Raw genomic sequence first — 21,023 nt, forward strand, 5'->3', positions numbered from 1 at the left:
TTGAACTCGCTTATTTTCCCAAATAGGCGTTAAGCATCCACACGGTTTTTTCCTGCTCGCGGATGTAGTCGCCCGCTTGGGCGGCGGTGCCTTCGTCGTCGGCGTCAGACGCCAGTGCCAGCAATTCGCGCTGCAGTTCGATCAGCGTTTGATAGCCGGTGAGCACACCCTGCACGCAGGTTTTACCGTCGTGAACGTCTTTGTCTTCCTGAATGCGCGACAGCTTGGCGTAATCACTGTACGCATGAACCGGCTTGTGGCCCAGGGTCAGAATACGCTCTGCGACTTCGTCCACTTTGGTGAGCAGGTCGGTGTAGAACTCTTCGAATTTGGCGTGCAGTTCGAAGAAGTCATTGCCTTTCACGTTCCAGTGATAGCCACGCACGTTCATGTAAAAAATCTGGTAGTTGGCCAGCAGGTGGTTGAGTTTCTCGGCCAGCTGGCTGGCACTGCCTTCGTGTAGGCCAATGCTGTTCATATCGTCCATTGTGTGCTCCTCCATGGTTGGAGCCGCGCTGAAAAAGTACGGCCATCAAATCGTTTGATGTAGCTTAGAGCGCTGTGGTGGCGCTGCAAAACAGGTTTTTTGCATCGCAGCCATAGCGCCCTACCATTAGAGCGGTGAGCTGGCGACGGCTGACTCATCGCTGATGAATAAAGAGATGTAGGCGCAGGCGCGTCATTTCAAGGGGCTTATCTTCGAGGCACGCTCCAAGGCCCACGCAAAGGCGCGCTCAGCGGCTTGCAAGCCACAGGCGTGCGATGCTTTCGCAGCGGTCTGCCAGAAGCTCTGCCGTGCGGGGTAGCGCCTGTTCTAATGTCATAAGGCCATCGGCCAGCGCAAAGGCGGCGGTGACGCCCTCTTCCGTGCAGGCTTGCCAGCCGTCGCCCAGGCTACCCGCGAGCACAATCACCGGCTTGCCCTGGCGTTTAGCGGCGCGGGAGACACCAATCGGCGTTTTGCCCGCTAGGCTCTGGCCATCTAGGCGGCCCTCACCGGTAATCACTACATCTGCATCATTCAGTAATTGGGCAAAATTCGCCTGCTGCATGATCATTTCAATGCCCGGCGTTAGCGCCGCGTTCAAAAAGCAGTGCGCCGCAAACCCCATGCCGCCTGCTGCCCCTGCTCCCGGCAGTGCTCTGTCATCTTTGCCGAGCGCTTTGGCTGTTAGGTCAGCAAAGTGGCCGAGCGCGCGGTCTAGCGTTGCCACATCGGCGTCTGTCGCGCCCTTTTGTGGGCCGAAGACGGCGCTGGCGCCGCGTTCGCCCAGCAGTGGGTTATCCACATCCACGGCGGCCTCTACGCGTAAGTCGGCCAAGCGCGGGTCTAACGTCGAAAGATTCATGGTCGCAAGCTGCTGGAGTGCGGCGCCGCCTGGGGGCAGCGGTTGGCCCTGGGCATCCAGTAGCGTGGCGCCCAGCGCCTGGAGCATACCGGCACCGGCGTCGTTGGTGGCGCTACCTCCGAGCAGCAGCAGGGCATGGGTGGCGCCTGCATCTAGGGCAGCGAGAAACAGCTCGCCCACGCCGAAGGTGGTGGTATGCAGGGCGTTGCGCTCTTCGCGGGTCAGGTGCTGCAGGCCGCTGGCTTCTGCCAGCTCGATAAACGCGGTACGCTGCTCGCTTAGCCAGCCCCAGGCGGCTTGGCGTGGCCGCCCAAGGGCGTCTTGCACCGTGAGCGTACGGCGCTCGGCATGGGTGGCGGCAATTAAGGCGTCCAGGCTGCCTTCGCCGCCATCCGCCAGGGGGCAGAGCTGTGTGATGGCGTTGGGCGCTGCCCGTTGAATACCTTGTGCCATGGCCTTGGCGGCCTCTTCGGCACTCAGGGCATCCTTAAAACTATCAGGACAAAGCAGTACATTCATCGCACAACCTCCTTAAAACGTTGTCTCAGCGTGTTGTCGTTCTTTTTAATGTCTGTTGGCGAGCTTAGCGCGCTGCTTGGTGACACACCAGCCATGACGGTAGCGAGAGGATTTTTCATGAAGGCCATACCCCTTAGCATTACCTGCCTGTTGGCACTGGCGGGTTGTCAGACGGTTCCTGACCGGCTGCCCCAAGCGGAGCCTGCGCCAGCGGCGGCTTGCTACTTCCCCACCGGCCAGTCTTCGCCAGATGAAACGCTGAGCGTTTTGACGGAAAGCATCGACGTGCTGGAAGCCTGGGGATTTTCGTTGGAGACCACTGATACGGAGCTTGGGCTAGTGAGTGCCTCCCGGGAGCGCGAGCTGATCGGCTACTACGACCGCTATGACTACGACTATGGCTACGGCAGCGGCTTCCGCCTGTTTGGCGGGTTTGGTATTGGTCGCAGTGTAGGGATTGGCGTGGGAGGCGCCTTCGGCCCAGGTTTTGGCCAGCAGCCCGTTGAAGTAGAGCGGGTATCGCTGCTTGCCCGCGATGGCCATCTGCGCATCTCACGGGACATTCGCCGCTTTGATCACCTGGGCGACTTGCGAGAGTCCTATAGTGCCAGTAACGATGACTTCTGTGGCCGTTTCCAGAAAGCTTTTTCGTCATCCGTCACACCGCAGGGGGCATCATGACACCATTCCGCCATACCTCATGGGTAGCGCTCACGCTGTGCGCCGCGTTATGGCTGGCAGGCTGTGCCACCACGCAACCCCTTGAACCGCGCGAGCTGCGCTATAGCGCGCCAATGGAGCACACCTTCCGCGAGGCGGTGGCACTGATGATGGAGCAGGGCTATGTGATACGCCACGCTGACTTGACCTTAGGGCGCGCCGAGGCAAGCCTGGCACGCTGGCCCGGATATCGGATTCAGCTTCAAGTAAGCGAAGCTCAAGGGGGAAGTCTGGTCAGCGTGTCAGCACTGCGCGGTAGCCAGCCGATACCGCCTTATGTGCTAGATCCTTGGCTCGTGGAGTTACAGCGCAAATTAGGAGAATTGCCGTGATGAATGCATGGTCACCTGCCACGCTGCGTCGTACCGGCCAAGCGCTGCTGGTGGGCAGCCTGTTGATCAGTTCGATGGCACAGGCCCACCCTCACGGCTGGATCGACATGAGCGTGCGTGTCATTACCAACGATGACGGTGCTGTCACCGGGCTTCATCAAACATGGCGGATGGACCCCTTCTATAGCCTGGTAGTGATGGAGGAGTTGCAGCAGGTGCCGGGCGCTAGCCTGGAGCAGGGGCTGGATCAGTTGGGCAGTGAGATTCGCGATAACTTGACTCCTCAGCACTACTTTACCGAGGTGCGGGTCGGCGACGAGCCGCAGACGTTTGGCGAGGTCACCGAGTACACCGCGATGGAGCGGGACGGCCGTTTGACGTTTATGTTCATTCTGCCGCTGGCCACGCCTCAACCCCTCAGCGGGCAGGTGCTGGAGTATCAAGTCTTCGACCCCACGTACTACATCGAGATGGTACACGAGGAGGAGGGCGACGAGCCCTCTCCACAAGCGCTGATTCTCAACGGCGAACCCGACTGCGCGCTCAGCGTACTACCCGCCGACCCCGACCCTGAGCTGGTCATGCAGGCAGCGCTGCTGGATACGGACGAAGAGGGCGAACCAGGGTTAGGCCGTCACTTTGCGGAAACGGGCCGCGTGGATTGTCGCTAGCCGCCCGTCGGTCGAGTCGTGTATAAAGTGTTACTTTATATCTTTTCTGGAGGTGGCATGCCGTTAACGCGACGACAACTCACCATCGGCGCTGTGGCGCTCATGGGCGTGGCGCTGCTGGTGTGGGCCATGCAGGTGAATTTACAGGGGGTGAGCCTGCAGCTATTGACGTGGCAGCGAGAGCTAAACCGCAGTTTGACTCTGGCGATTACCGAGCTGTCACGAACGCCCACCACCGCCACATGGATCACGCTGCTCGGCGTCAGTTTTGCGTACGGCGTGTTTCATGCCGCAGGGCCGGGACACGGTAAAGCAGTATTGGCCACCTATTTGGCGTCTCATGGCGGTGCGACTCGCCGGGCGCTAGGGCTCTCGTTTGCTGCCTCGCTACTACAGGGCGTGACGGCCATTGCGATGGTGGCGGTATTGGTACACGGATTAGGCTGGGTGACGCGTCAAGCCATGGGCAGCGTGGCTTGGGTGGAGCAGGCCAGCTTTCTGCTGGTAGCGCTATTAGGGGCTTGGCTCTGCTGGCGGGCGGTGAAACAGCTGCGCCATGCCTATGCCGTGCAGAGTGAGCCGGTCATGGAGCACGTACATGCGCATGATCACAGCCACGACCACAGCCACTGCTGTGGCGGTGCCCATCATATTGAACCCGCGCAGGCGCTGGATTGGCGTACGGCCTTGATGACCGTCGGGGCGATTGGTATGCGCCCCTGCAGCGGAGCGATCTTGATGCTAGGTGCCGCAAGCCTTTTAGGCCAATTTTACGTGGGGGTCGCGTCGGTGGTGGCGATGTCGCTGGGCACGGGCATTACCGTGTCGATACTGGCCCTGGCGAGTATCGTGGCCCGAGGGTGGGCCACTAAGCGGCTACATAAACAGAGTCAGCAGCGGGTCGAAAAAGCCGCTGGCTGGGCGGCACTCACCGGTGGGGCGGTGATAGTTGCGCTGGGGATTTCCTTGGCGCTGGCCGGTGCGGCACAGCCCGCCAGCGGCCCGTTACTCAACGAGCCGCCAGCACGAGGATCGCTTTTGGGCGGTTGAGCTTAAAGCGACAGCCCCTCAATGTGCGCTAGCAGCTGTTCCCGGCGCTCCCCCTGCTGGGCGAGCTCATAAGGCTTGGGAGTGCCGTTGCCCCACACCGGCGCGGGCCAGCTGGCGTCATCGGTATAGCGCACCACCAGATGGATATGTAGCTGGCTGACCACGTTGCCCAACGTGGCGATATTGAGTTTGTCGCCTTGAAAACCCTCTTTCATGGCCGCGCCCAACTGCGTTGCTTCCTGCCAGAGCTGCGCTTGCTCCTCTTGACTGAGTTCAAACACTTCGCTGACCGAGGCCACTCTGGGCACCAGCACGACCCAGGGGTAGCGGGCATCGTTCATCAACAGCGCGCGGCAGAGCGGGAGATCCGCTAAGGGTAGGGTATCTGCTTCTAAGCGTGGGTCGAGTTCAAAGGTTGCCAAGCGGAGTGCTCCTAAGCCAAACGGTTTGGCAAGCATCATAGCAGGCAGCGGATAACTCAGCGAAAACAGGCGAAATTATTAAAATCTGTTACGCTAAAAACACTCCCAGGCGGTAAGGCTACCGCCGGAGCTTCCCGATGTTGAATGACTTGTTAAGGAGAACACGATGAAAAAACTACTGGCGACGAGCTTTATTCTGCTCATCACTGCGGGTGCTCTAGCGGGCTGCAACACCATTGCAGGCGCAGGACAAGACGTTGAAGAGGGCGGTCAAGCCGTTCAGGACGCCGCAAGTTAAGGTTCGATCTAACAGCTTGTTGTGCAACGTGCGGGCTAGGCAGCAATGTCTGGCCCGCACTGCGTATGAAGACAGCGAAACAAGTGATCAGACAAACGTCATCGAGGGAGAGCGATCATGATGCCCGCCAATCGTAGGATGACCACCCCGCCACGCCATCTAAAACGCGTGGGCAGCGCGCTGGCCGTGTTACTGCTCGCCGGATGTAGCAGCACACCCAGTGAAACCGCCGCGCCGAAGCCGCCGACGGTCGATCCCACCGCGCCGACCAACCAAACATGCGATGCCAGCGCCGTGCAGTACGCGATTGGTGCGCCCTTTGATGAGGCCAACGTGGCGACGCTCGAAGAGCAGAGCGGCGCCCGTCAGGTGCGTGTGCTGCGCCCCGGCAGCGCCGCGACCATGGACTACCGCGACGATCGGCTCAATATTCACTTGGAAAGCAACGACATGATCGAGGCGCTGCGCTGCGGCTAACGCAAAATCAGCCACACGCAGGCGGCGGTGAGTACGCCCATGGTGATGTTAAACCCGCGCCATGCTCGGTCGCTTTTGATCCACTGCCCGATGGCGCTGCCAAACGCGGCCCACAGGGCAATGCAGGGCAGCGCCACCAGCTCCGCAAACCCGGCCAGTACGAAAGCATTGATGACCGGCTGGCCGCTTTCCGGTAAAAAGCCCGCCATGAGCGCCAGCCCCATCACCCACGCTTTTGGGTTAGCGAATTGGAACATGGCCGCCTGCCAAAACGTCAGAGGTACCCCATGCTGGCTACCGTGTAAATTGGGCGGCGGTGCGGTGGCGATTTTCCAGGCAAGGTAGAGCAAATAAGCACTTCCTATCCAGCGCAGCGTGGTTTGCACCACAGGGAAGCGTTCGAACAGCACGCCTAGCCCCAGTGCAATGCTGGCAAACAGTAAGAAACAGCCTCCTAAAATTCCCCACATATGCGGCATCGTACGTCGAAAGCCAAAGTTAGCCCCCGAGGCGGTAAGCATGATGTTATTGGGCCCCGGAGTGAGCGTCATCGACATCATATAGAGCGCTGCTGGGCCAAGAATGAGCCATTCACTGTTCATTTTTTTGTATCCATACAATTGTAATGAGTTGGGTTGTTAGCGGGCATTTTTGTTAGCATAATGGGGCTAATTTTTACGTCAAAGGTTTTATTGTCACCATGACAATTTGGGTGCCTTCCATTGAACACATGAGCGGCCCACGCTATCGGGCAATTGCCCAGGCGATAGGCGATGCCATTACCAGCGGTGAATTAGCGCCAGATGACAAGCTGCCGCCTCAGCGACGATTGGCGGATGCGTTAGGCGTCACCGTGGGCACCGTCACCCGTGGCTATGCCGAAGCAGAGCATCGCGGCTGGGTGAGTGCCCGGGTAGGCAGCGGCACCTACGTGAAACAGCGCGGGCCAGCCCGTGTATTTGGCGGTCAGCCTGCTACGCAAGCCGGTGAGGACACGATTGATTTAAGCCTCAGCCTACCGCCGCCCCACCCCCTGCGAGAGCAGGCGATGAGCACGGCACTGAGTGCGTTAAGCACCTCGGCGGATGCGCTCAGGCGCAGCGTGGCTTACTCAAGTTCTCAAGGCAGTGACCACCACCGCGCCGCTCTCTCCCAATGGCTCACGCAGTTAGACATGACCCTGAACGCGGAGGAACTGCTGATTACTCAAGGCGGGCAGCACGGCATTAGCCTAACGCTCGGCACACTTTTGCGCCCGGGGGAGCTGGTCGCTGCCGATGCCTTGACGTACCCAGGAGCCATCAGTGCAGCCCAACAGGCGCATCTCAAGGTGGTCGGCATTCCCTTTGATCAAGATGGAATGTGTATGGAGGCGCTGGAAGCGCAGTGCGCACGCCAGCCGCCCCGCTTGATTTACCTCACTCCCGATCAAAACAACCCCACCGGCCTCTGCCTGAGCGAAGCGCGCCGGGAGCAGCTCGTGGCGTTAGCAAGGCGCTACGATATATGGCTGCTGGAGGATGGCGTGCAGTACCTACCCGTTGAACAGCGCGGCACGCCGCTGTATCAGCTCGCGCCAGAGCGCACGCTGTTTGTGTTTAGCACGGCGAAAGTGCTGGCAGGCGGGCTGCGTATGGGCGTGCTGCGCGCGCCGCCTGCGCTGTTGGAGCGGCTGGCGGCGGCATTGAGGGCGCAAAGTTGGATGGTGCCACCGCTCATGGTGGATTTGGTCTGCCACTGGGTGAGCCAGCCCTCCGCACACGAGCTACTGGCGTGGCAAACCCAGGAGCTGGCGGCGCGGCAGCAGATCGTGACGGACCATCTGGCGGGCTATTCGCTGAGCCGCCAGCCAAACGGCAGCAACGTATGGCTAACGCTGCCCGATGGCGTGCGGGCGCTAGAGCTGTGCGAACGGCTCCATCAGCAGGGCGTTAAAGTGACCAGCGCGGAACCCTTCTGCGTGGGCAGCGCCCCCGCCCCCCAGGCGGTGCGGATTTGCATCGGTGCCGCCGCCGACCAAACGGCGCTCAAGCGTGCGCTGGCGATTCTTCGAGCGAGCCTTGAGCAGCCGCCCTTGGCGACCGCCACGGTCTAGTTAGTCGTAGCGGTCTTTCCAGCCTTGGTGGCGTACCTGCTCTTTAAGCATTTCGAGCACGTCGTAAAGCACCTGCTCGGTCACTTTGGCGCTGGTGTCGTCGACGGTTAGCCAACTGTCAAAGCCATGTTCAGCCGTTCGCTCCACGAGCTGACGGAAGGCGGGGGAGTGCATGCCTTGGGCCATTTCATCCACCAAGCGCTGGGCCACGTTGCTAATGGATGCTTGCATCGCACTGGACGCGGTTTGCCCCATGGGTAAACGGTGCAGCCGTTGAATTTCCGGGCTCTCCCGCAGCGTGCGGCTCACCAGATCATCGATGGCCGCCATAATGGCGGTGCGATTTTGCTGATAGGCTCGGCCTGCCGTGGCCTCTAAGCGCTCGGCAATTTCATGGATGAGCTGGGTTTTACGCGGCATGATCACCCGCTCGATGACGCGCTCGGTGAGCGAGTCGCTGGCAACGATCTGCTCCTGAACATTGCCAAGCAGGCGTAGCGCAATACGGTCAGAGAGTTCTTCCAGTAGAATATCGTAGTACTTGGCAAAAAACCGATAGACCGACCAGCGCGTCACGTCGATCAAGCGCAGCCGATGTAGCCGGTGCAGGAGCGAGATGACGCGAAACACGCGCAGCCAACGGAACCCGCTGAGCGGAATGCAGCCCAGCACGTCGTACCAGTGCACGAAGGGATAAAAGAACCAGCGGTGATAGCGCCGCTCGGCAATTGCCACGGCCCAGCCCAGCAGCACATCGGCAATAAAGAAACTGACAAAGACCAAGTCAATGGCCATGAAGCGGCTGTGAATCGCCGTATCGTAAAAACGGTGAAAACCGGGTGTGATGTCGGCAATCGCTTGGTTGATCGGGCCAATCAGAAACAGCGAGTCAAACAGCAGCAGACTAAGGTTAATAATAACGGCGGCGAGGATCAGCAGATCCCAGCCGATGTGCGCATACTCAACGGCCTTGGGCAGGTGGGGATAGCGCTGCCTGATGGGCATGATGACTCCTTGTCGTCGCGGGTAGAGCAGCGCTTAGCGCTGCTGGTGATGCTGCTGGGTCAGCTCCTCTTCACGCTCTGCCTGTTTGCGTAGCTTCTTGCGCAGCGCGGCTTTTTCGAAGCGCAGCTTCTGCAGCGGGGTCTCCAGCGGCAGGGGTGGCACCCGGGCGGGTTTGCCGTCGGCGTCCACGGCCACCATGGTGAGGTAACAGCTATTGGTATGGCGAATCAGCTTCTGGCGAATATCCTCGGCCACTACCTTGATACCAATCTCCATGGAGGAGCGACCCACGTGATTCACGCTGGCGAGAAACGTCACCAGCTCGCCTACATGGATTGGCTGTTTGAACAGTACCTGATCCACCGAGAGCGTCACCACGTAGTGGCCGGAGTAGCGGCTGGCGCAGGCGTAGGCGACTTCATCGAGCTTTTTAAGAATAGCACCGCCGTGCACTTTACCGCTGAAGTTCGCCATGTCCGGCGTCATCAAGACCGTCATGGAGAGCTCGTGCTGGCCCGGTAAGGCGCTGTGTTCAAGGCTCTGGTCTGAGGCGTTGGGTACAGCAGAGGCGTCGGACATAAAAGTCACCTTACGATTAAAAATGCCCGCCCCCAGGCGATACCAAAGGGGCGGGCGTTGACGTCGTGCTTAGCCGCTTAGAACCAGACCAAGCCCACGGAAATGATAATGCCGGTAATGAACAGCTGGATCAGGCAGAAGCCCATGATGTCCTTCGCTTTCAAGCCGGCAATCGCCAGTACTGGCAGTGCCCAGAAAGGTTGCAGCAGGTTAGTCCAGGCGTCTCCCCAGGCCACCGCCATGGCCACGCGGGCAATGTCGGCCCCCAGCGCTTCTGCGGCAGGCAGCATGACCGGCGCTTGTACCGCCCACTGACCACCGCCGGAAGGCACGAACAGGTTCACGATACCGGCGCTAATGAACGACCAGAACGGCAGCGAGCTGGCGGTTGCAAACGAGACCAGCCACTCCGACATGCTCTGTGCAAGGCCCGACTGCACCATGATCGCCATGATGCCCGCATAGAAGGGGAACTGAATCACGATACCCGCGCCGCCTTTAATGGCCTCGTTCAGGCTAGTGAGCAGGTTGCGGGGCGTGCGGTGCAGCACGATCGCCAGGAACAGGAACATGAAATTCACCACGTTCAGGTTCAGGCCGCCGCCGCGCAGAATGAAGTGGTCGAGCAGGAACAGTAGGCCCGGCACGCCCACCAGCAGCGCCAGCGGCATGCTGTTTTCGAGCTTTTCGGCAGGTCGCGTGATACGGCCTACGGGCTCTGGCTCGTCGTCGAGCAGTTTGGGGTCGACGTAGACGCTGTCTTTCTCATCGGGCAGCATCATGCGGTTAACCAGCGGCACGGCGATGAATAAGCAGATGACGATGGCCAGGTTGAAGAAGGCGAAAATGGTCGAGCCTGTGCCAATCACGCCGATCTGGTCCGCAGAGAAGTGGCCTTCGGTGGCAATCGTCAGCGGCACCGAACCGGCCAAACCGCCGTGCCACACCACGAAGCCCGAGTAGGCGCTGGCCACCAGCAGGCGGTAATCAACCTTGATCACACGCGCCAGCTCTTTGGCGAACAGCGCGCCGACCACCAGGCCAAAGCCCCAGTTGATCCAGCTAGCCGCCAGTGATACAAGCGTGACGAGAATGATCGCGCCGCCGGGTGATTTCGCGGTACCGGCAATTTTTTGCAGAATGCGTTTTACCGGTGGCGAGCTTGCCAGCATAAAGCCGGTGACCAGCACGAGCAGCATCTGCATCGAGAAGGTCAGCAAGCCCCAGAAGCCGTCACCCCACATACGCAGCACGGCCAAGGGCGTTTGACGCTCTACCGCAATGGCGGCGACGGCGGCAATGAGGGTTAGCAAGAGGACGAAGATATACGGGTCTGGCAAATAACGCTCGACCAGCTTAACCGCTGGTTTTGATATGAGTTTTAGCATGGAGTGCTCACTTTATTCGTTATTAGGAAGTGCGCGGCTAATATACGGCGGTGCGGCACAATTTTCATCCCTCAACGGCCAATGCGCAGGGCGCTTAGCATTGTCGCATCACACTACGGTAGCGCAGTTAGCTAGCCCTGCCCGTTGTGGCGTTCAACGCTGCTGATCAAAGGTGAGACACGCGGGGGGACGCACGCCAGCGGGTCAGCCGGTAGCGGCGGTAGTAACCAATGAGCACGGCCGAGCGAGTCAGGGTGAAGAGCGTAAACGCCAGCCAGAGGCCGTGATTGCCCAGTCCCTGGCAGAACCACCAAGTAGGTAGGTAAACGGCGAGGCCTGCAAAAATGCTGTTGCGCATTTCCCTCACCGCCGTAGTGCCGATAAACACGCCGTCGAATAGATAGCTCCACACGGCGATGAGCGGCATGACCACCATCCACGGTAGATAGATAGCTGCGGTGGCGCGTACGTCATCAAGTCCGGTGAGCAGGGCAATGAGCTGGTTACCTCCCACTGCAAACAGCAGTGCCGCCGCAGCGGAGGTCCAGAACGAGAAGTGAGCCGTGGCGCGCACCGTAGCGGCAAACTCCCGCCAGCGCGCTGTAGTCCGCAAACACGCTGGCCAGCGCGACGCCGTTGCTGGTCATCCCTAGACCGACGACGAACCACAGATCGAGCAGGATGTTCACGCTGTTGGTCAGCAGCAGAATCATCAGCGTGACGCGGGAGTTCTGCTGCCCTAAGAACCACCCCAGAATGGCGTAGTTGGCCAGTACGGCAGGGGCAGACCAGAGGCGAATCTCGGCATACTCGCGGGCCAGCGGCGTGGCCTCGGCGCTGCCATCCAGTAACCACAGGCCAAGAGAGATCAGCGGCGAGCCAAACACGATCAATAGGGTGCCGATGACGAGCGCCATGATGAGCGACTGGCCGAGCAGGTTGCGAACGTCGCTCGACGCCTCACGCCCAATGGCCTGGGCCACCAGCCCGGTGGTGCCCATGCGCAAAAAGCCAAAGCCCCAATAAAGGAAGCTGAATAGGGTGGCACCGAGGGTAACGCCGGCTAAATAGCGGGAGTCAGGCAAGTGCCCGACCACGGCCGTGTCCACCAGCCCCAGCAGGGGCACGGTGATGTTGGAGAGTATGATGGGCCAAGCGAGGGTCCAAATACGCATTCAGAGTGACCTTCGCTTGCAGACGTTCAGGCACATCTAGAGTGGGCGAGTTAAGCGGCAGTAATGATGCGGTACTTCTCCATCAACTGCTCTTGGGTCTCGGGGCGCTCTGGGTCGAGGGGAATACAGTCCACCGGACACACCTGCTGGCACTGAGGTTCGTCGAAGTGGCCGACACACTCGGTGCACAAATTGGGATTGATCACGTAAATCTCCTCGCCGGGAGAGATCGCGTCATTGGGGCATTCCGGTTCGCAGACGTCGCAGTTAATGCATTCGTCGGTGATCATCAGGGCCATGGGCATACCTCACGAATGGCGTATCACTCGGGTTTTAGATACCCGAGTGTTTTACTCAACAATATCGATAGCTAGGTAGTGTAGTGCTTACGCAGCGCCTCTGCGACCTGCGGATGCACCAGCGGCGAAATATCGCCACCCAGCTTGGCGATTTCCCGCACGATGGTCGAGGAGATATAAGAGTTTTCCACCGCCGGGGTGAGAAACACGCTCTCGAGCTCCGGGTTTTGAGCACGATTCATGTTGGCCAGCTGCAGCTCGTACTCGAAATCGGAGACCGCACGCAGGCCTCGCAGAATGATGGTTGCGCCCTGTTCGTGCATCATGGTGGTGAGCAGCGTCGAGAAACCAATGACGCTGACATTGGGCAGCGATGCGCACACCGACTCCGCCAGCGCAATGCGCGTCTCTAAATCCAGGCTGGGGCGTTTGCCAGGGCTGGCCGCCACGGCAATCACCACTTTGTCGAACATGCGCGCGCCGCGCTCGATCAGGTCGTAATGACCGTTGGTGATCGGATCGAACGTCCCTGGGTAGACGGCGATATTTTCGCGGCGGGTGCTCATGTCGGCGTCTCCTCGTCCAGCGAACCAAACGGGTTGTCGGCGGCCAGTGACACCGCCTGATCGTAGCCGGGAATGTGGATGCGGTCTGCGTGTATCTCAAGCTCTGGGCCTTCCAGCACCGCTTCGCCAAACTGATAGCGAGGTGCATAGTGTCCCCGGTCGGCGTCGGCAAGATAAGCCGTGGCGTTGGCGCGGACGGCTTCGCGGCGGCCTTTCCAGGTATCGATGGCCGCACGGCCGTGGCGCTTGACCAGCAGGCGCTCGGTGACGTCGGGCGAGAGCACGACACCCGTGGCGTTATTGCCGCCAAAGCCTTTGGCGTTGATAAAGGCGGCATCGGCAGTAAACGCTTGCGGCGTCGTGAAAAAGCGCAGCCGCTCGGCATACACGTCATCGGCCACTGCATCCAACGTCGGGATGCCCGGCAGCAAGCCGTGGGCAAAGCTGCCCAGGGCGCTGGCCATCTGGTCGCCCGCCGCAGAGCCTTGCGAGTGGCCGATGAACGCTTTGATCGCCACCACCGGCCACTGCTCGATGCCGTTCGCACGGGCGATTTCATCGAACACGTGGGATTCGGTGGTGCGGTTTTTCGGCGTGCTGGTGCCGTGGGCATGAAGGAAAGTGCGCTCTTTCAGCGCGGTCTCCCCCAGCATGTCTTTGACCAGCGCGGCCGCTTTGCCCAGAGTGATGTAGTTGCCGATGCCGGGCGCAGAGATAGAGCGCTTGTAGCCGTCAGCGTTGACGAAGACCTCGGGCACCGCACCCAGAATGTCGGCGCCTAGCGTGAGGGCGAGGCTGTCGTCCATCAGCAGCAGGAACTGGCTCGCTTCGGCCATGGTGAACCCGCAATTGCGGGCAAACGGGCGGCAGGCGCGCTGGTAATCAGCATCGGTGAGCAGCTCCAAGGCATCCAGCGCTTTCAGGCTGGCGTCATCGGCCAGCGCGCCCATGGCGCGGAAACCTTCGATGATCTCCGGTGTGATTGGCGCATCGGCCGTGCCCACCATGACCACTCGGCGGCGGCCAGCGCGGATATCCTCGATGCCCAGACGCAGGTTGTAGAGGAAGCTCGCGCACGCACCCAGCGCTGCACCGGTGCCGCCTACGCTGCCGAGGACATAGGCATTGAGAAAGTCTGCGGGCATTTGCCCATAGCCGAGTGGCATCTGCTTGGAGGTGGCGCGCTGGCCGGTCACCAAGCTTTTCAGCAAGCCGCCCCACCCCTGGTCATCGAGCTGGCCAATGGAGTTGCCCGCATAGACGGCAATGTGATCGGGGTTGAGCTGCTGGCGTAGGGTTTCCCAAGAGAGGCCGCTGGCACCCAGGCAGTCGCTGGCACCGAAGACCGCCATCGAGAGTCCGCGCGGATGGTGGACGCTGCGGTACAGGCTGGCGGGATCGAAGCCGCTGGGCAGCTGGGCCGCGGCCCGCACCTTGGGTTCCTGTGCATCAGGCAGCAGCACGTCGAAAGCACCGGCAGGAAGGGTGACTTCGACCTGCCGCGCGTCGATCTCACGCACCTGCCACCCGTCGGGTAGCTGTTCCGGCAGCTGGCGGCGGCGCAGTGTCACGCGCAGCGGCTCGGCCAGGGCCAGGTCGGCTCGTCGGTTCGCGGGCAGGCCGGGGGCGAGAAAGCGCGGGTCTTCGTTGCGGCGAATCAGCGTGTGGTTAAGCACCTGATCACGCAGCCGTTGGGCCGGGGCGTCGATGGGCTGCCCTGCGCTGTCGTGCCATCCGTTGTCGGAGTGCTCGGCAAGGCGCATGAGTGCCGCCAAGCCTTCCAGGGTTTGGCGCTGCTGGTCGGCGGGTAGAGCATCAAGCACGGTGCGGCGGAAGGCCTGATGGCCCGAGGTTCTGCCGGCGGGATTGATGCCGCCCATGCCGACAATCACCGGTAAGTGTGACAAGCCGGGTTCCTCGTGGTGCGGTGGTTTTTAATAACAGTTATTGTCGGACCAGGCCGAAAACGGTGACCGATCCGAGCTTAATAGTGAGCTGAACAAATGGCTCGGGCGTGATCATAGCACCGGGCGTACAACGGCGTCATGCCGAGCGCGCGGGAGACTGATAGAATCACGCTTTTTTTAACCCAGGGGATGGCATGCAGCACACTTCACGGCCAGTGACGTCCAATCAACCCGGTCCGCATCACGATGTGGCGCGCCGAGTCGCGCGCGCCCTCGCGCATCCGCTGCGCAAACCCATTGCCGATCACACGCGTCGTGCGTTCGAGCAGGCCGATGCGTGGCGGCAACAGCACACGGCACCCTTGATTCTCGACGCTGGCTGCGGGGTCGGGTTATCGACCCGGCGACTCGCCATACAGTTCCCAGAACATCGTGTGATCGGCGTTGATCGCAGCGAAGATCGGCTGGGACGCGAGCACGGCGAGCCGCCGGACAATGCGCTGCTGGTGCGCGCCGATTTGGTCGATTTTTGGCGTCTGGCCCTGGAAGCCGGCTGGGCGCCCGAGCGTCACTATTTGCTGTACCCCAACCCGTATCCCAAGTCGGCCCACTTGAAAATGCGCTGGCATGGCCATCCGGTTTTCCCCACACTATTAGCTTTGGGCGGGCGGCTGGAGCTGCGCTCGAACTGGCAGCTCTATGTGGAAGAGTTTGCCCAGGCCGTCGAAGTCGTCACCGGTCAGACGGCCAGCGTCACCTCCCTGCAACCTAACGGTGATTATCTCACCCCGTTTGAAGCCAAATATGACCAAAGTGGCCAAACGCTCTGGCGTTTGTGCATCGACTTGGAGCGCCCATGACGTTTGTGTATCTGATTCTAGCGATTGTGGCGGAAGTGATCGCCACCAGTGCGCTAAAAGCCTCGGCGGGATTTACCCGGCCGCTGCCAAGTCTCTTGGTGGTGGGGGGCTATGCCGTTGCGTTCTATTTATTGAGCCTGGTGCTGCGCACCCTGCCGGTAGGGGTGACCTACGCCATTTGGGCAGGGTTGGGTATCGTGCTGGTCACGCTGGTAGGCATCGTGGTGTTTGGCGAAAAGCCCGACCTGCCCGCCGTGCTGGGCATTACCCTGATCGTGGCGGGCGTGGTGACGCTACAGGTCTTTTCCAAAATGAATGTGCATTGAGGTAGCTCAACGTGACGTGTTTACTCCATTTTTCCGCACGCTGGCTGCGTAACGGTGTCGTCGCAGGGCTCACGACCGCGGCACTCTGCGCCAGTTCTGCGCTTTGGGCCGACTTCACCCGATTGAGCCAGCTCGAGGCAAAAGGGTTTTCGATCAGTGCCGAAGCGCGCCTTCTGGATGCCGATAGCGGCAGCAACCCGTTACTGGGCAGCCTGAACCCGGAGCGTCAGCTCTCGCCCGCCTCGGTCACTAAAGCGTACATGTCGGCGGCCTTGCTGAATCGCTTTGGCCCCCAGCACCGCTTCACTAGCCAACTCGTCAGTACCGGCGCGGTGCAGGATGGCGTGCTGAGGGGCGATCTCGTGTTCGAAGGTGGCGGTGACCCAGGTCTGACCACCGAAGATCTATGGCGGCTCGTTCAACGCTTGCGGCTGGCGGGCGTTGACCGCGTTGACGGCGCGCTGGTGGTTAGCCAGTGGCGCTTCGGGCCGGTGGAGTGCATCACCACGGACCGCTGCAATGCCCGCACCCGGGTGACCAATGCCTACAGCGCGCCGCTCACCTCGGCAGGCGTCAACTTTGGCACTTGGTGTGTCAATGTCGCGCCGGCCGCCCAGCCAGGTGCACCTGCCCGGGTAGGCCTGTGCGACAGCCAAGACCCGCTGATCGTGATCGATAATCAGGTCGTCACGCGTCCGGCCAATAGCGGTACCGAGATCAGCGCAGAGCGGCTAACCGACGAGCGCGGTGATGTCATGCGATTGACGGGGCAGATTTCTACCAACGCAGTGGCGCGGGATGTCTACCGTGGTGCGGGGGATGCCGCAGAGAAGACGGCTCAGGTACTGCTCAGTATGCTCAACCAGTCGGGCGTCAGCGTTCGTGATCCGTGGCGCGTCAGCGCCAGCCAGCCGCCGAGCAGCGCCCAGCGCCTGGCCGCCGTGGATAGCCAGCCGCTACAAGAGCTGCTGTTGCGCACCATGAACTACTCCAACAACTATATGGCCGACGTGCTGGCGCTGAACTTGGTGGAAACGCCCCAGGCGCAGCTGCGTCAGGCAGGGCAGGCCATCGAAACCTATGTCCAGCGCCTGTCGGGGCATGGCCCGATCACGCTACACAGCGGCAGCGGGCTCACCACCGATAACCGTACCTCGGCCCACGGTGTCAACGTCATGCTGGAGGACATGTTCCGTCAAAGCGCGCTGTTCCCAAGTTTCGTAGCCTCTTTTCAATCGCCCGCCAATGGGGTGATGCGCTTTATTCGTCGCGGTTCATCCACGTTCCAACATAACGTCATGCTGAAAACCGGCACGCTCAACCAGCCGTTTGCCGTGCGCGCTGCGGCAGGCTATTTCCGCACGGCCCAAGGGCGCTGGGGCGTGTTCAGCGTGCTGGTGAACGGGAGCGGCAGTACGCCTTATCTCAGCTGGCCCGAGGTGCTCGACCCGCTGTCGTTAGATCTAGATGCAATGATATTGGCCAATTAATGAAACGCTTAGCTGAGGCACAACGGGCATGAAGCCAAGTCACACGGGGTTAACCCATTTACTGCACTCCACACGCTACTCCTGGAAGGGGCTAAAAGCGGCGTTTCGCAACGAATCTGCCTTTCGCCAGGAGCTGGCGATTACCGCCGTGCTGCTGCCGTTCGCCTGGTGGATTGGCGAAGGTCCGGTCAGCTGGCTGCTGCTGGTCGGCAGCCTGTTTCTCGTGCTGATCGTCGAGCTGCTCAATAGCGCCATCGAAAACGTGGTCGATCGTATCGGTACCGAGCACCACGAACTGTCGGGACGCGCCAAGGACATCGGCTCGGCCGCCGTGATGCTCTCACTGATGATGGCGGGGCTGACCTGGGGGCTGTTAGGCTGGGAAAAATGGATGGGCTAATCGGCCCAGAATGTCGTTAATAATCATAACAACCGCTTGGCAAAGAGGTGCTCATGCAGACCCACGATGCGTTATTTTCCACGGCCACGCTTCCTAAAGCACTCGCACCTGCCGCCACTGGGGCACACCAACGCCTGAGCGAGGCGTTGAGCCAAGCGGACAACATCGCCTCGATGACCAAGCAGCCGCTACCCTCCAGCAGTTGGGAGTCGCTCTCTCCTGCCCGCCGGGAAGCGCTCGCCCGAGTGGTGACGATTTCCACCTTTGCTCTCGATACGCTGGCGCGCTTTCCCCTCTGGCTGGCCGAGCTGGACGCTGCCGGAGAGTTGGATAGCGCCCCCAGTAAGGAAGCGCTGACTCAGTGGTTGGATGATGCCCTGGAGAGCGCCGAGGACGAAGACGCGTTGCACCGTATCCTGCGCCGTTTTCGCCGCGCGCGTATGCTGGGCATTATTTGGCGCGATCTTAATCGCCCCGACGGTGCCACCATGTGGGACACCGCTCGGTCGGTCTCTTGGCTGGCGGAAGTGTGCACCGACGCGGCGCTGGGTTGGCTGGAGCGTTTTTACGCCCCCCGCTGGGGCACGCCTGCGGCTCGACGACAGGGTGAGTCTCAACGGCTGGTGGTGCTGGGAATGGGTAAGTTGGGCGCCGGGGAGCTCAACCTCTCCTCGGACATCGATCTGATTTTTGCCTTCCCTGAAAAGGGCGAGACCGAAGGCGGTCGTAAGCCACTCGAGCATCAAGAGTACTTCACCAAGCTTGGTCAGCGGTTGATCGCTGCCCTGGATGCCATGACGGCGGATGGCTTCGTGTTCCGCGTGGATATGCGCCTGCGCCCGCTGGGCGACGGTGGCCCGCTGGTGGGCAGCTTTTCGATGCTCTCCAGCTACTATCAAGACCAAGGCCGAGAGTGGGAGCGCTACGCAATGCTCAAAGCGCGGCCCATTGCTGGGGACCTCGACGCCGGGCATGAGTTGCTGGCGAGCCTGCGGCCGTTCGTGTATCGCCGCTACCTGGATTTCGGGGCCATCGAATCGCTGCGCGAGCTGAAGGCAATGATCAACCGGGAAGTGAAGCGCAAAGGCATGCAGAGCAATATCAAGCTGGGGCCGGGAGGCATTCGCGAGGTGGAGTTCGTGGTGCAGGCGTTTCAGCTGATTCGCGGCGGCCGTGATACCGAGCTGCAGGTCACCTCGCTGCAAACAGCGCTCAAGCGCTTACCCGACCTTGGGCTGCTGCCCCCAGCCGTGGTAGACGAGCTGCTGCCGGATTACGCCTTCCTGCGCGATCTGGAACACGCCCTTCAGGCGCTGGAAGATCGCCAAACGCAGATGCTGCCCAACGACGATGAGGACCGCGAGCGCGTCGCTTTCGCCATGGGGCACGAGGATTGGCCCGGACTTATCGCCCAGCTCGATGAGGTCCGCGAGCGGGTGCGCCAGCACTTCGACGCGGTGATCGCGGACCCTGAAGAAGAGGCCGATGAAGAGCAAAGCGACGCCAGCCTCCACCAGTGGCGGCTTTTGTGGCGCGGTGAGCTTGAAGAGGATGAGGCTCAGGCCCTTCTCAGCGAAGCGGGCTTTAACGAATCGGAAAAAGCGCTCAAGCGCGTGCAGAGCCTCTCCAGCTCCCGGGCCGTGCAAAGCATGCAGCGCATTGGCTTTGAGCGTTTGGATGCGCTCATGCCGCTCCTGCTGAGTGCCGTTGCCGAGAGCGAGACCCCGGACACCGCGCTGACGCGGGTGCAGCCGCTGATCGAGGCCGTGTTGCGCCGTACCGCGTACCTGGCGCTGCTGCGGGAAAACCCTCAAGCGCTGGAGCATCTCATGCGACTCTGCTCGGCGAGCCCTTGGATTGCCGAGCAGCTAGCACGCTACCCGATCCTGCTGGACGAGTTATTGACCCCCGATACGCTCTACACGCCCGCAGACAAGGCGCGTTTGGCCGATGAGCTGCGCCAAACGCTCAACCGCATACCCGAAGAGGACGAGGAAGCACAGCTAGAGGCGCTGCGGGTTTTCAAGCACGCCCAGATGCTCCACGTGGCGGCCTCCGATATTGCCGGTACGCGCCACCTGATGAAAGTAAGCGATTACTTAACCTACATCGCCGAAGTGATCTTGGATGCGGTGCTGGCCATGGCGTGGAAACACGTGACGCGCAAGCACGGCGCTCCCGCCGGGTGTCATCACCAAGAGCCGGCGTTCTTGGTGATTGGTTACGGCAAGCTGGGCGGCATCGAGTTGGGCTATGGCTCCGATCTGGATCTGGTGTTCCTGCACGATAACGACGGCAAAGGCAGTACCGACGGTCCGCGTCCTCTGGATACACCGGTGTTTTTCACCCGCCTAGGCCAGCGCATCATCCACTTGCTCACCGCCGTGACCCCCGCAGGCAGCCTGTACGAAGTGGACATGCGCCTGCGACCCTCAGGAAATGCGGGGCTGCTGGTTACTTCCCTCGATGCCTTCGCCGACTACCAGCACCAAAACGCCTGGACCTGGGAGCATCAGGCGCTGGTGCGCGCGCGCGTGGTGGCAGGCAACGAGGCGCTGGCCAAAAAGTTCGATGCCCTGCGTGGCGAGATTTTACGCCGTCAGCGTGACCCAGCATCGCTGCGTGATGACGTGGTCAGCATGCGCCACAAAATGCGTGACCACCTGGGTACCAAAGGACAGGTGGAGAGTGGCCCCGACGCGACCTTTAACTTGAAACACGACGCCGGTGGCATGGTGGATATCGAGTTTCTGTGTCAGTACGCCGTGCTGGCGCTTTCCCACCAGACGCCAGCGCTGATCACCTATAGCGACAATATTCGCATTCTGGAGACCCTGGCGGAGAGTGGGCACATCACCCAGGAGGAGGCCGAGCAACTTCGCGACGCGTATTTGGCCTACCGCAGCCGAACGCATCGCGCGGCGTTGACGGGAGACAAGGCGTTGGGGCAAGTCAGCGAGTTTGCAGAACATCGTCAGGTGGTGACCAGGTTGTGGCAGCGTTTTCTGGAGCCCTGATTGGCGCGCCAGGCATTTTTCAGTAGCATCGGTAAAAAGCTAGCCTGATAACGACCTCCCCAGGGCGGCGACTCCAAT

At 60.9% G+C, this 21,023-nt stretch carries 22 protein-coding genes and 1 pseudogene; 12 read left to right on the forward strand and 11 right to left on the reverse strand.

The genetic code is table 11. The annotated features are described in order from the left end of the window. Positions 1-10: 10 nt before the first annotated feature. Positions 11-487 carry a Dps family protein gene (locus NH398_RS06920; protein ID WP_159343198.1) on the reverse strand — a complete coding sequence of 159 codons (477 nt, stop codon included), beginning with the start codon at positions 485-487 and terminating at the stop codon, positions 11-13. Between the two features lie 247 nt (positions 488-734). After that, entirely contained in the window at positions 735-1,868 is a 1,134-nt protein-coding gene (locus NH398_RS06925; RefSeq protein ID WP_253017448.1) for a glycerate kinase, read from the reverse strand. A gap of 117 nt (positions 1,869-1,985) precedes the next feature. On the opposite strand from NH398_RS06925, the gene NH398_RS06930 reads away from it, so the two are divergent. The 4 genes from NH398_RS06930 to NH398_RS06945 are packed head-to-tail and all read left to right on the forward strand — an operon-like array spanning position 1,986 to position 4,641. Next, positions 1,986-2,549 carry a hypothetical protein gene (locus NH398_RS06930; RefSeq protein ID WP_253017450.1) on the forward strand — a complete coding sequence of 188 codons (564 nt, stop codon included), beginning with the start codon at positions 1,986-1,988 and terminating at the stop codon, positions 2,547-2,549. Next, positions 2,546-2,920 carry a hypothetical protein gene (locus NH398_RS06935; RefSeq protein ID WP_159343195.1) on the forward strand — a complete coding sequence of 125 codons (375 nt, stop codon included), beginning with the start codon at positions 2,546-2,548 and terminating at the stop codon, positions 2,918-2,920. The genes NH398_RS06930 and NH398_RS06935 overlap by 4 nt, the downstream gene beginning before the upstream one ends. Beyond that, positions 2,920-3,591, forward strand: coding sequence for a DUF1007 family protein (locus NH398_RS06940; RefSeq protein ID WP_159343194.1), 672 nt, complete (start codon positions 2,920-2,922; stop codon positions 3,589-3,591). The genes NH398_RS06935 and NH398_RS06940 overlap by 1 nt, the downstream gene beginning before the upstream one ends. A gap of 57 nt (positions 3,592-3,648) precedes the next feature. Beyond that, on the forward strand, positions 3,649-4,641 hold the full coding sequence (locus tag NH398_RS06945) for a nickel/cobalt transporter (protein WP_253017452.1): 993 nt from the start codon (positions 3,649-3,651) through the stop codon (positions 4,639-4,641). A 2-nt stretch (positions 4,642-4,643) separates the two neighbouring features. On the opposite strand, the gene NH398_RS06950 is transcribed toward NH398_RS06945, so the two are convergent. Further along, complete coding sequence (locus NH398_RS06950) at positions 4,644-5,099, reverse strand: HIT family protein (RefSeq protein ID WP_366070375.1); 456 nt, start codon at positions 5,097-5,099, stop codon at positions 4,644-4,646. Positions 5,100-5,229: 130 nt separating this feature from the next. Here NH398_RS06950 and NH398_RS06955 point away from each other — a divergent pair, with 130 nt between their 5' ends. Further along, positions 5,230-5,361 (forward strand): entericidin A/B family lipoprotein, encoded by a 132-nt coding sequence (locus NH398_RS06955; RefSeq protein WP_044630151.1) that lies wholly within the window; start codon positions 5,230-5,232, stop codon positions 5,359-5,361. A gap of 117 nt (positions 5,362-5,478) precedes the next feature. Continuing rightward, positions 5,479-5,838 (forward strand): I78 family peptidase inhibitor, encoded by a 360-nt coding sequence (locus NH398_RS06960; RefSeq protein ID WP_253017455.1) that lies wholly within the window; start codon positions 5,479-5,481, stop codon positions 5,836-5,838. On the opposite strand, the gene NH398_RS06965 is transcribed toward NH398_RS06960, so the two are convergent. Then, complete coding sequence (locus tag NH398_RS06965; protein ID WP_159343191.1) at positions 5,835-6,440, reverse strand: LysE family translocator; 606 nt, start codon at positions 6,438-6,440, stop codon at positions 5,835-5,837. The genes NH398_RS06960 and NH398_RS06965 overlap by 4 nt on opposite strands. 98 nt (positions 6,441-6,538) lie before the next feature. On the opposite strand from NH398_RS06965, the gene NH398_RS06970 reads away from it, so the two are divergent. After that, positions 6,539-7,933, forward strand: a complete 1,395-nt coding sequence (locus NH398_RS06970) for a PLP-dependent aminotransferase family protein (RefSeq protein ID WP_253017457.1) — start codon at positions 6,539-6,541, stop codon at positions 7,931-7,933. Here the strand turns inward: NH398_RS06970 and NH398_RS06975 are convergent, their stop codons facing one another. The 7 genes and pseudogenes from NH398_RS06975 to NH398_RS07005 form a co-directional block, all read right to left on the reverse strand. Next, complete coding sequence (locus NH398_RS06975) at positions 7,934-8,938, reverse strand: ion transporter (RefSeq protein WP_253017459.1); 1,005 nt, start codon at positions 8,936-8,938, stop codon at positions 7,934-7,936. It lies immediately after the preceding gene. A gap of 33 nt (positions 8,939-8,971) precedes the next feature. Then, entirely contained in the window at positions 8,972-9,517 is a 546-nt protein-coding gene (locus NH398_RS06980; RefSeq protein WP_253017460.1) for an acyl-CoA thioesterase, read from the reverse strand. Between the two features lie 77 nt (positions 9,518-9,594). Further along, complete coding sequence (locus tag NH398_RS06985) at positions 9,595-10,905, reverse strand: short-chain fatty acid transporter (protein WP_253017462.1); 1,311 nt, start codon at positions 10,903-10,905, stop codon at positions 9,595-9,597. 166 nt (positions 10,906-11,071) lie between these two features. Beyond that, positions 11,072-12,080 (reverse strand): annotated as a pseudogene (locus tag NH398_RS06990) (MATE family efflux transporter). Between the two features lie 50 nt (positions 12,081-12,130). Next, positions 12,131-12,379: a YfhL family 4Fe-4S dicluster ferredoxin gene (locus tag NH398_RS06995; RefSeq protein WP_039182874.1), complete on the reverse strand. Its 249-nt coding sequence runs from the start codon at positions 12,377-12,379 to the stop codon at positions 12,131-12,133. A gap of 71 nt (positions 12,380-12,450) precedes the next feature. Further along, on the reverse strand, positions 12,451-12,945 hold the full coding sequence (coaD, locus tag NH398_RS07000) for a pantetheine-phosphate adenylyltransferase (protein ID WP_159343185.1): 495 nt from the start codon (positions 12,943-12,945) through the stop codon (positions 12,451-12,453). After that, on the reverse strand, positions 12,942-14,825 hold the full coding sequence (locus NH398_RS07005) for a beta-ketoacyl synthase (RefSeq protein WP_253018131.1): 1,884 nt from the start codon (positions 14,823-14,825) through the stop codon (positions 12,942-12,944). The genes coaD and NH398_RS07005 overlap by 4 nt, the downstream gene beginning before the upstream one ends. Before the next feature lie 221 nt (positions 14,826-15,046). On the opposite strand from NH398_RS07005, the gene NH398_RS07010 reads away from it, so the two are divergent. From NH398_RS07010 to glnE, 5 genes are read left to right on the forward strand one after another with little or no spacing between them, the layout of a single operon-like run. Continuing rightward, positions 15,047-15,712, forward strand: coding sequence for a methyltransferase domain-containing protein (locus NH398_RS07010; RefSeq protein ID WP_253017464.1), 666 nt, complete (start codon positions 15,047-15,049; stop codon positions 15,710-15,712). Continuing rightward, complete coding sequence (locus NH398_RS07015) at positions 15,709-16,038, forward strand: multidrug efflux SMR transporter (protein WP_159343183.1); 330 nt, start codon at positions 15,709-15,711, stop codon at positions 16,036-16,038. The genes NH398_RS07010 and NH398_RS07015 overlap by 4 nt, the downstream gene beginning before the upstream one ends. Positions 16,039-16,049: 11 nt before the next feature. Continuing rightward, entirely contained in the window at positions 16,050-17,528 is a 1,479-nt protein-coding gene (dacB, locus tag NH398_RS07020; protein WP_253017466.1) for a D-alanyl-D-alanine carboxypeptidase/D-alanyl-D-alanine-endopeptidase, read from the forward strand. A 28-nt stretch (positions 17,529-17,556) separates the two neighbouring features. Next, a complete protein-coding gene (locus NH398_RS07025) occupies positions 17,557-17,928 on the forward strand; it encodes a diacylglycerol kinase (RefSeq protein WP_159343181.1) in 372 nt (123 codons plus the stop codon). A 53-nt stretch (positions 17,929-17,981) separates the two neighbouring features. After that, complete coding sequence (gene glnE / locus NH398_RS07030) at positions 17,982-20,945, forward strand: bifunctional [glutamate--ammonia ligase]-adenylyl-L-tyrosine phosphorylase/[glutamate--ammonia-ligase] adenylyltransferase (protein WP_253017467.1); 2,964 nt, start codon at positions 17,982-17,984, stop codon at positions 20,943-20,945. The last annotated feature ends 78 nt before the right edge of the window (positions 20,946-21,023 follow it).

Source organism: Halomonas sp. CnH100-B, from assembly GCF_024124605.1.
GTDB lineage: Bacteria > Pseudomonadota > Gammaproteobacteria > Pseudomonadales > Halomonadaceae > Vreelandella.